This is a genomic window from Vibrio sp. T13N (assembly GCF_032970445.1).
Classification (GTDB): Bacteria; Pseudomonadota; Gammaproteobacteria; order Enterobacterales; family Vibrionaceae; genus Vibrio; species Vibrio diabolicus.
This window is the reverse complement of the sequence record NZ_JAWJYE010000033.1, coordinates 1-6,791: the sequence shown is the minus strand read 5'-3', so window position 1 is coordinate 6,791 and position 6,791 is coordinate 1. Positions and strand designations below refer to the sequence as shown.

5 protein-coding genes and 1 pseudogene are annotated in these 6,791 nt (G+C 40.4%); 3 read left to right on the top strand and 3 right to left on the bottom strand.

The genetic code is table 11. From position 1 onward, the window contains the following. A pseudogene (locus tag R2S67_RS22310) lies at positions 1–549 on the top strand (hypothetical protein); the annotation flags it as partial. A 60-nt stretch (positions 550–609) separates the two neighbouring features. Here the strand turns inward: R2S67_RS22310 and R2S67_RS22305 are convergent. From R2S67_RS22305 to R2S67_RS22295, 3 genes are all read right to left on the bottom strand, one after another. Then, entirely contained in the window at positions 610–1,419 is an 810-nt protein-coding gene (locus R2S67_RS22305; protein WP_317347115.1) for a glycosyltransferase, read from the bottom strand. Between the two features lie 2 nt (positions 1,420–1,421). Further along, positions 1,422–2,429: a sugar transferase gene (locus tag R2S67_RS22300; protein ID WP_145533346.1), complete on the bottom strand. Its 1,008-nt coding sequence runs from the start codon at positions 2,427–2,429 to the stop codon at positions 1,422–1,424. A gap of 239 nt (positions 2,430–2,668) precedes the next feature. Then, positions 2,669–3,985, bottom strand: coding sequence for an MBL fold metallo-hydrolase (locus R2S67_RS22295; RefSeq protein WP_317347114.1), 1,317 nt, complete (start codon positions 3,983–3,985; stop codon positions 2,669–2,671). 1,146 nt (positions 3,986–5,131) lie between these two features. On the opposite strand from R2S67_RS22295, the gene wecA reads away from it, so the two are divergent. Together wecA and R2S67_RS22285 are read left to right on the top strand one after the other, a co-directional pair. Further along, entirely contained in the window at positions 5,132–6,214 is a 1,083-nt protein-coding gene (gene wecA, locus R2S67_RS22290) for a UDP-N-acetylglucosamine--undecaprenyl-phosphate N-acetylglucosaminephosphotransferase (RefSeq protein ID WP_317347113.1), read from the top strand. A gap of 98 nt (positions 6,215–6,312) precedes the next feature. Then, positions 6,313–6,791: glycosyltransferase (locus R2S67_RS22285; protein WP_317347112.1), on the top strand; the 479-nt coding region annotated here is incomplete at its 3' end.

Genomic DNA, 6,791 nt, shown 5'->3' with positions numbered 1-6,791 from the left:
AACTTGGAATATGGCGAGATTTTTGAATTACTCTTTAGAAGGTTGACAGACAGGATTTTGTCAAATGGTGATATGTATTATATGGGATTACCCAATGATGTCTATGAAGGAATTTCTGTCAATAATATACTTGTAGTAATGCTTGCTCCTATTTTGTCTTATTCTTTTATGTCAAAATTGGCAGGTTATGATATAGGACAATTTGAAATAGGTAAACAGTTACTATTAGCTCATTATTCAGGCAATACTATTGCAGGTGGCCCTACAGATCACTTTGATTTCTTCGCGCTTCTATATTTTGGTGTTATAGGAGGGGCTATCTTTATAGTTCTGTTAGCATTATTGCTTTGCTTTCTTAGGAAGATGACTGTTTATGGGCGAGGAGACATTATATCTTCAGCATTAGTAACAGTTTTTTGGATGAAATCATTATCTTGGTTGCTAAAGCCTGGCTTGTTCTTAGGTACGATTCTTTACTTTACAGTATTTTTATTACTAATTAGAGCTATTTGTTATTTGCTTTGTATTAATCAGCGTTCGGCTTTCTAGAGTTTATATAAACAGGATGGTGCTTTGAGTAGTTCCATCCTGTAAGCTCGTTGATGACTACTATCTTAATAATCTTTCGTAAGTTTTCGAAAGTATAGTTGCGGGAATCAATCGAGAAAAAGYTCTAGCTGAAAAATAGAGGGCCGTTTTGGGGCTATTTGCTAGTTTTAGTTTGTATATTTCACGCATCATCTTTAACTCACTCAACGCATAGGGCAAGCCTCTGCGTCTCTCTAGCATTCCATTCCCAACTCTTGCGCTCACTAGGGTTTCTGGAATATTGCTGATTTTATAGCCTTCAGCCTGCAAACGCAGCCACAGATAGTAGTCWTCCATGTATAAGTGGTGTTGGTAGCTTCCAACGTTTGTTACCGCATGCTTTCTAAAAATAGTTGCCATATGGTTTAACGGGTTTCGTTTTAGGCTGTACGCGAATATAGTCTTAGCGCAAGGAACTTTTTTAACTCGACTAGGCTCGTCTGGATCTGTGTCAAACTCATTAACGTCGGAACTTGCCGCTGCTACATTTGGATTATTGTCCATGTATTTCACTTGCTTATCAAATCTGTCTATATGGTTGATGTCATCAGTATCTACACGAGCAACCAGATCATGACTACATGCTTCAAGACCTTTATTAAGGGCCTCTCCTAATCCAACGTTCCTTTCAAGAACAACTTGCTTAAGTGGCAGTCTATTTTCCCATTTTTTCAAAACGGCATACAATCCGTCCGTTAGAGGTCCATCGTGAACAACAACAATTTCGTTGGCTTCTAAAGTTTGCCACTCTAGACTCTCAAAGCATTGTTCTAAATAACTAGGTTGCTCTTTGTGGTACAAAGAGCAAAGAACGGAAAATTTTGATGTCATTGTTAGCGCCCCATGCCAAACAACACTGTTTTAATCGTAAGGAAAAGAATCTTCACTTCCATCATCCAGTTTTGGTGTTTGATGTAGTAGATATCGTATTTATGCTTCCAAATAGCATCTTCTACCGATGCGCCGTAAGGGTATTTTACTTGGGCTAGACCAGTTACCCCAGGTTTAACGGCGTGACGAAAGCGGTAGTAAGGAATGGCTTTTTCCAATTCAGAGATGAACACCTCGCGTTCTGGGCGAGGACCAACCATCGACATCTCTCCCTTTAGTACATTGATTAACTGAGGGAGCTCATCTATGCGAGTTTTACGAATAAAACAGCCGACTTTCGTTACGCGAGCGTCGTTCTTGGTCGCCCATTGGGCACCGTTCTTTTCCGCATCGTTTCGCATCGAGCGAAACTTGATCACTTCAAATTCTTCATTATATTGGCCAGTGCGACGCTGCTTAAAGAATACCGGGCCTGGTGACTCAAGCTTAATGAGCAGTGCCGTAATAAGCCCTACTGGGATAGCAACCCATGACAGCATAAAAACAAACAAGAGATCGATGAAGCGCTTTTGCCAGCTGTTCTTACGATTAGAGAGGATAGAAAAAGCTTTTTGGTGTAAGAAGTAGCCGCTATGCAAGAGCTCAGTTTCAGTGTAGCCAAGTGAACGATCAAAGTAGCTAACTAGAGGCTCAACCCAAGCACCTAGTTCTGTCGCAGCTACAAGAAACGCTTGCTGCTCAGGGTTTAGATGTGAGCTTTTGAAGTGGCAAAGCGTTTTACTCTTGAAATCCCTAAGAGCATAGTTATTAACTTGTGCGTTAATCTCAGGGTGTCTCTTAAGTACTTGAGCAATCTTTGCTTCGTCTTCTTTCGGACAGTAGATATAAAGGCAAGCGTCGGTTTCACTTGCGGATAACTCGTCCAATGCTGATGTTATGCTGATAGAATTATTTTTAGTTAATTCAGAAGCTTCTCGTTCTTGAAGCGTGTCGCTCATACTGTCTGTCATAGGAATGGAATAAGTTGTTTTCGACTAGCCAATTGCTTACAAGTCGGCGATTATAATTTAATTCGTATAGAAATTATATCCCTTAATCCAGAACATGCTTGTAACTTTGTTAATTTTCTTGAACCTGAGTCCTTACTTATGGCTTGTTTTTGAATCTTGACGTAACTATATCAATGAATTCGACAAACTATGTTTGCGATATATTATGTTGCCTCGAAATTAAATGATTATCTAATTCACTATATTACGCAGTTATATCCGAGGCTGATTAGTTTTTGATAAAGCGCTTTTTTCGAATCTCCCTCACCATGTATAAGGTGAACCTCTTTAGGAGGAGTAGGAATGGCAGTTACAAATTGTATTAAGTCGTTCATATCGGCATGCGCAGAGTAGCCTGACATCGTATGAACTTGAGCTTTCACTTTCACGCGTTTACCTTCAACCAATACACTTTCTTCTCCATCCTGGATACGCCGACCTAAAGTCCCTTCCGCTTGATAGCCAGCAAATAGAACATCATTTCTTTCATCAGGCAGTAAAGCTTCCAAATAATTGACGACACGGCCACCTTCACACATTCCGGAGGCTGCAACCACGATAGCGGCTTCTGGTGTACTTGCGAGACGGTTAACGAGCTGTAAATGGTCTGCGTGGCTTTCGATCGTAATGCATTGGTCAAACGCGAGAGGGTGTCGATGATGATCGAGTCGCTCTTTCGCTTCAGATCCCCAAAGTTTTTTAAATTGGCGATAGGTATTAGTCACTTTTTTAGCCAAAGGAGAGTCGAGAATAATAGGCAGTGAATCTTGCAAAGCGTGCTCATGCATAAGCTGCTCTATATCAAAGAGTAACTCTTGGGTTCTCCCGACACTAAAAGCTGGTATCACAATTACGCCACCATCCCCAAGGGCGTGCTCAATAATAGAAAGTAATCTCCTACTGCGAGACTCTACATCCTCGTGAATTTTATTGCCGTAAGTCGACTCGATAAACAGGTAGTCAGCTTTTTCCGGTGATAATGGATCCGGTAGGAGAGGTGTGTTGCGAGGTCCCAAATCCCCAGAGAAAACAACAGCCTCCTGGTTTGATAAATGAAATTCAACATATGCAGAGCCTAAAATGTGCCCAGCAGGTTGAAAGCGAAGAGAAGTACTCTCTTCTATTTCTACCCACACTGAGTAAGGACAAGGACGAATAAGCGCTCGAATAAAATCGAGCACTTTCTCTCTTTGATGACGCCGCATACCCAATTGGAGCTTTAAACCATCTTCTAACATAAGCGGCACGAGCTCAGCGGTGGCTTCCGTACAGTAGATAGGGCCCTTATAGCCAGCTGCTAATAGCCAAGGCAGCCTACCAATATGATCGATATGAGAATGGGTCAGCACTACCGCTTTGAGATGAGCGATAGAAAAATCGATATCCCAACTCTGCTGCTGAGCATGGTCTTGGCCTTGTAGCAAACCACAGTCGATCAGCACACTTCCATTTTGTAACACGAGCTCGTGACAAGAGCCAGTAACCGTATTTTTCCCACCGTGGTGCAGTACTTTCATAACAAAACGACGCTTTTACCTTTGCTAGCTTACGCTTGAGAGTATCTATTTTACACATAGCCAAACCTCACTATTTGGCAGTGATTCGGTAAATCGCTCAGTAGGTATGGTAAGCAGGCAGATAGTGAATAAGTGAGCGTATTGTAGGCAAGCAAAATAGGAGAAAGAAAATGGCAAAACTGAAAGTTTAGAGAGACTTAGATATTCGTCATAAATTTGACTACGTTTCATTGCAACCGATTGTGATGCAATTCATATTATTGCAACTATTTTCATTTAAGCTTTTGGAATCAGCGTCACTGGCTGTTTAGTGCTCGTTGGGTAAATGGGTGTCTGATAATTATAATTTTATAAAACACGCCACATTTATGACGGCATAAGTGTCAGAAAAAAGACATTTTTTTGTAAGCTTTTTACACGTTCTACTTTTAGTTGCAACGTGTTTACTATACAATTCGTCTCCTGTTTGGAAATGCAACCGTTCACATTACGTGCAAAAACTTGCTTCTAGGAGCCAGACCTAGGGGCGGTAGCGTGCCCAAATCATCGGTGAAGCCTCCTTCCTAATAAAAGAAAGAGGTCAAACTAAAGAATTTTCAATAATAATAAGCACCTAAGTGCATTTCTGGCAAGATTGATTTATAAAAAACGAGAACTATTACAAATTTATGTAATTCCCTTTTGTCAGAGGGATGCTCAAAGCTAACAAAGTGGCGAGCAAATGTTGGTTAGGCATAGGTTACAATTTAAATCTCCATTTCTCATACCTATCAAAACCAAGCACTAAGCGTGTAGAAGTAGTTAACTGTCGGCTCAAACCGTTAGTTAACATATACAAGCTTTGTATTTGGCCTGCCTATAAAAAGCTGTGAACCCGTGACCGTCATGAGCGAGTATCGGGGTGATTCAGTTACTTACATATTCAATATTAAAAATTAGCGTTTGCTGTGCGTTACAACCCATGTTGTCTAATGTGGTTTTGTCACGCCAAAAAATCACCTGCTTGTTCTTAGGTTCGGCTTATTCAGATATGAGCGAAAAAGAATCAGCAGTATCGGACCTGTGATGCAATGGAATCCGTAAAGGGAATCAGTCGGATGCGTTATAGATTTACTTCAAACTTATTTAATAACACAGTTGGCTATCATGAATAATGCATATTTATTTGTATTTATTTTGTCGTTCGTTCTACTTTTTGTTATGCGCAAGGTCGCCAAGCGCGTAGGTCTAGTAGATAAACCCAATGCAAGAAAGCTTCACCAAGGTGTGGTGCCACTTGTAGGAGGGATCTCCATTTTCTCTACTATACTGGTGGGGTTCCTTCTGTTCTTACCAATGAATGACAACCTATCACTCTACTTATCTTGTTCGGCTGTACTCATCGTGCTCGGTGCATTAGATGACTATTACGATGTAAGTTTCAAAATTCGCCTTATTATCCAAGCGGGAATATCCCTTGCGATGATTTACATCGGGGGCCACAGCTTACACGATTTAGGTTATCTAATGGGAAGCGAAACCATTGCCCTAAATGAAGTTACTGGCGCGGTGATCACCGTGATTGCAGTAATAGGGGCCATTAACGCATTTAATATGGTTGATGGTATAGACGGCTTGCTGGGCGGGTTAGCCTCGGTCACCTTTACAGCATTAGGTATTGTGTTTGCCTACAACGGAAACGAATACTTAGCCACGATCTGTTTATTGCTCGTGACTGCGATGCTTCCTTATATCTTCCTGAACTTAGGTTTCCCACTTGGTCGTCGATTTAAAGTCTTTATGGGTGATGCGGGCAGCATGTTTATCGGCTTTACCGTGGTCTGGATGTTGATTCGTGGCACGCAAGAGCCTGGGGCCGTTGCCTTCAAGCCAGTCACAGCACTGTGGTTAATTGCTTTACCGTTGATGGACATGGCAACCATTATGATCCGTCGAATTCGTAAAGGTCAGTCACCATTCCAACCAGACAGAGAGCATCTACACCATATTTGCCAACGTATTGGGCTTTCACCCGGTGCAACGTTAATTTTCATTTGTTCGATGGCATCGATTTGTGCCGCTATCGGTTTGTGGGCTGATTTTACTGATGTCAGTGAATCTACAATGTTCTTTGCCTTTATAATTCTGTTTGCGTGTTATTTCTCCATTATTAGCCACATATGGAGAATTTCATCATTCATCTTAAAAGTTATGAATAGAAAGTTAAGTTTAGAGACTGAATTGAAGTGATTTTATTTTATTTATGAGGTATTGCCTTGAAAGTCTTGCATATAACAAGAAATATTCCGATAAAAAATTTGGGTGGGAATAGAGTTATCTGGGACGTGATGGATAACAACAAAAGGTTCTGTCGAGAACAAAAAGTTATATTTCCCGCCGAGTATATACCAAAACTACCTTTTCAACCAGAAAGGTATAAGGTCTTTTCTGAACTAAAAGGGTATATCGTCGAGCGAGGTTACGAAGTTCTATTTTCAAACTACATCAGAATTCCAGGTAAACATGCATTTTCTTTTTCTAATATTCCAATTAACAAAAATGAAGTTATCGAATATTCAAATGGATTTGATTGCGTTCATGCACACTATATTATGCCAGATGGCCATCTCGCCAGAGAATTATGCAAGATAAAAAAAACACCTTACATTGTCAGTGTCAGGCAAGGTGATCTGGACCGTTTGGAGAAAATAAAAAAACATACTTGGTTATACAAAAAGTATAAAAAAATAGTTGATGATGCAAGTGCTGTAATAGCAATTAATGAAAAAATTCACAATTACTTAAAAAATGAATTTGGTATTGTTAG